This window comes from Streptomyces sp. NPDC054932 (assembly GCF_053610205.1).
The window spans coordinates 1-2,802 of the sequence record NZ_JBSGXU010000365.1; the positions used below are offsets into that span (position 1 = coordinate 1).

Below are 2,802 nucleotides of genomic sequence, written 5' to 3' on the forward strand. Positions count from 1 at the left end.
GGTTGCGTGGGCGTGGGGTGGGTGCGGAGTCGCTGGTCGGTGTGTGTCTGGACCGGGGTCCGGATCTGGTGCCGGTGTTGTTGGGTGTGCTGAAGGCGGGGGCGGCGTATCTGCCGCTGGATCCGTCGTATCCGGCGGAGCGGGTGCGGTATCTGGTGGAGGACGGCCGTCCGGCCGTGGTGCTCACTTCGGCCGGTGCGGATGGTGTGCTGGCCGGTGCCGAGGGCGCGGACGTGGTGCGGATCGAGGATCTCGCGGAGGAGCTCGCCGCCCTTCCCGCGACCCGCCCCGCCGTCCCCCTCCACCCGCAGAACCCGCTGTGCGTGCTGTACACCTCCGGCTCCACCGGCCGCCCCAAGGGTGCCCTGCTGCACCACCACGCCGTCACCAACCGGCTGCGCGGCATGGTCGACCAGTACGGCTTCCACCCGGGCGACCGCATCGTGCACAAGTCGCCGCTCGGCTTCGACCCGCACCTGTGGGAGTGCTTCGTCCCCCTGCTGACCGGCGGACGGATCGTGATGGCGGCCCCCGGCGGCCACCGCGACCCCGGCTACCTGCTCGACCTGTGCGAGCGGTCCCGGATCACCTGCTGCGACGTCGTGCCGTCCATGCTCCGCGCCCTCCTCGACCACGGCGGGCTCTCCGCCCGCGCGGCGGACCTGCGGCTGATGCTGTGCGGCGGTGAGGAGCTCACGCCCGACCTGGCCGCCGAGTTCCTGCGCCAGCTCCCCGGCGCCCGGCTGAACAACATGTACGGGCCCACCGAGACCACCATCGACGCCACCACCCACCAGGTCACCGCCCCCGTGCCGCCCGGCCGGACCTCCATCGGCCGCCCGGTCCCCGGATCCCGCGTGCACGTGCTGGACGCGTCGCTGCGGGTGCAGCCCGTGGGTGTGCCCGGGGAGCTGTGCATCGGCGGTGTTCCGCTGGCCCGTGGCTATCACCGTCGTCCGGGGCTGACCGCGGACCGGTTCGTGCCCGACCCGTTCACGGCGGGTGGCCGGCTGTACCGCACGGGGGACCTGGTCCGCTGGCGGGCCGACGGCACGGTGGAGTACCTCGGCCGTCTCGACCACCAGATCAAGATCCGCGGTCAGCGCATCGAGCCCGCCGAGATCGAGACCGCCCTCGTCGAGCACCCGACCGTGGACCAGGCCCTGGTCACCGCCGTGCCCGACGCCGACGGCACCCCCCAGCTCGTCGCCTACCTCACCGAACGCCCCGGCACGGCACACCTGGACGTCGAGCCGCTGGCCGCCGCACCGCTGCGCGCCTTCCTCGCCGAGCGGCTGCCCGCCGCCATGGTCCCCGGCGTACTGGTCCGGCTGGATGCCTTCCCGCTGCTCGCCAACGGCAAGGTCGACCTCGAGCGGCTGGCGTCCGCACCCGGCGAACGGCTCGTCGTGGAGCGGACGTACGAGCCGCCCGCCGACGCCCTCGAAGAGGTGCTCGCCGGGATCTGGCGCGACGTGCTCAAGGTCGACCGGGTCGGCGCCCAGGACAACTTCTACGACCTCGGCGGGCACTCGCTGCTCGCCACCCAGGTGGTCTCCCGGATCAACACGATGCTGCGCGTCGAGGTCTCGCTGCGCTCCTTCGTGGGGATCTCCACCGTCCGCCAGCTCGCCGCCGTCGTCCGCGACACGGCCCGCGCGGCCGGCGGCCACGACGCCGACCAGATCGCCGAGCTCGTGCTGCAGATCAGCCGACTGCAGGCGGACGAGATCGCCGCCCGGCTCCAGGCCTGACCCGCCGCACCGGAGCCCCCCAGTCCATCGCGCACGCGCGCTTCCCCACCTCGTACGTGACCCGGAGGTACGACCCCATGGCCCTCGACTCCTTCTCCGCCGAGCAGCAGAAGCTCCTCGACCAGCTGCTCGACCGTCAGGGCGTGGCCCGCACGGTGACGGCCGTCGAGCGGCGGCCCGACCCCTCGGCCCCCGCCCCGCTGTCCTTCGCACAGGAGCGGCTGCACTTCTTCGACCGCATGCAGCAGGGATCCCCGCTCTACTCCATGGTCGGCCTGGTCCGGCTGCGCGGAGCGGTGGACGTGGCGGCCCTGGAGAGCTCGCTCGGCGAGGTCGTCGCCCGGCACGAGGTGCTGCGCACCGTCTTCCAGGAGGACGCGGACGGCACCGTCCACCAGATCGTGCGGCCCGCCGCCACGGTCACCCTGCCGGTGACCGACGCGGCCGGGCGCGGCGAGGAAGCGGTGCGCGAGCGGGTGCTCGCCGAGACCGCCCGCGGCTTCGACCTGGCCACCGGACCGCTGCTGCGCGGCTCGCTGGTCGCGATCGACCCCTCCGAGCAGGTCCTGGTGCTGTGCATGCACCACATCGTGGTCGACGGCTGGTCGCTGGGCGTCCTCGTCGAGGAACTCGGCGCGATCTACGCCGCCACGGTGTCGGGCCGCAGCGCGGACCTGCCCGACCTGCCCGTGCAGTACGCGGACTTCGCGGTCTGGCAGCGCGACTGGCTGTCGGGCGAGCGGCTGGAGAAGCAGCTGGCGTACTGGAGCGGACAGCTCGACGGGGCCACCGCCCCGGAGGTCCCCGGTGACCGGCCGCGCCCCGCCGTGGACTCCTTCGCGGGCGACTCCGTTCGGATCGAGGTCCCGGCGCCGGTGGTGGCCGGCCTGACCCGGCTGGTCGAGGAGGAGTCCGCGACCCTCTTCATGGGACTGCTCGGCGCCTTCTCCTCGGTGCTGGGCCGCTGGTCGGGGCAGAGCGACGTGGTCGTGGGCACCGCGGTCGCGGGTCGTACCCGTACGGAACTGGAGCCGCTGGTCGGCTTCTT

The 2,802-nt window shown here is 73.5% G+C and carries 2 protein-coding genes; both read left to right on the plus strand.

Translation table 11 applies throughout. The features are described 5' to 3' along the window. A partial coding sequence (locus ACWGE1_RS40760; RefSeq protein ID WP_453425522.1) for an amino acid adenylation domain-containing protein occupies nucleotides 1-1,754 on the plus strand: 1,754 nt, incomplete at its 5' end. Nucleotides 1,755-1,831: 77 nt separating this feature from the next. Then, nucleotides 1,832-2,802 (plus strand): condensation domain-containing protein (locus tag ACWGE1_RS40765; protein ID WP_453425523.1); only part of this gene is annotated, 971 nt, incomplete at its 3' end.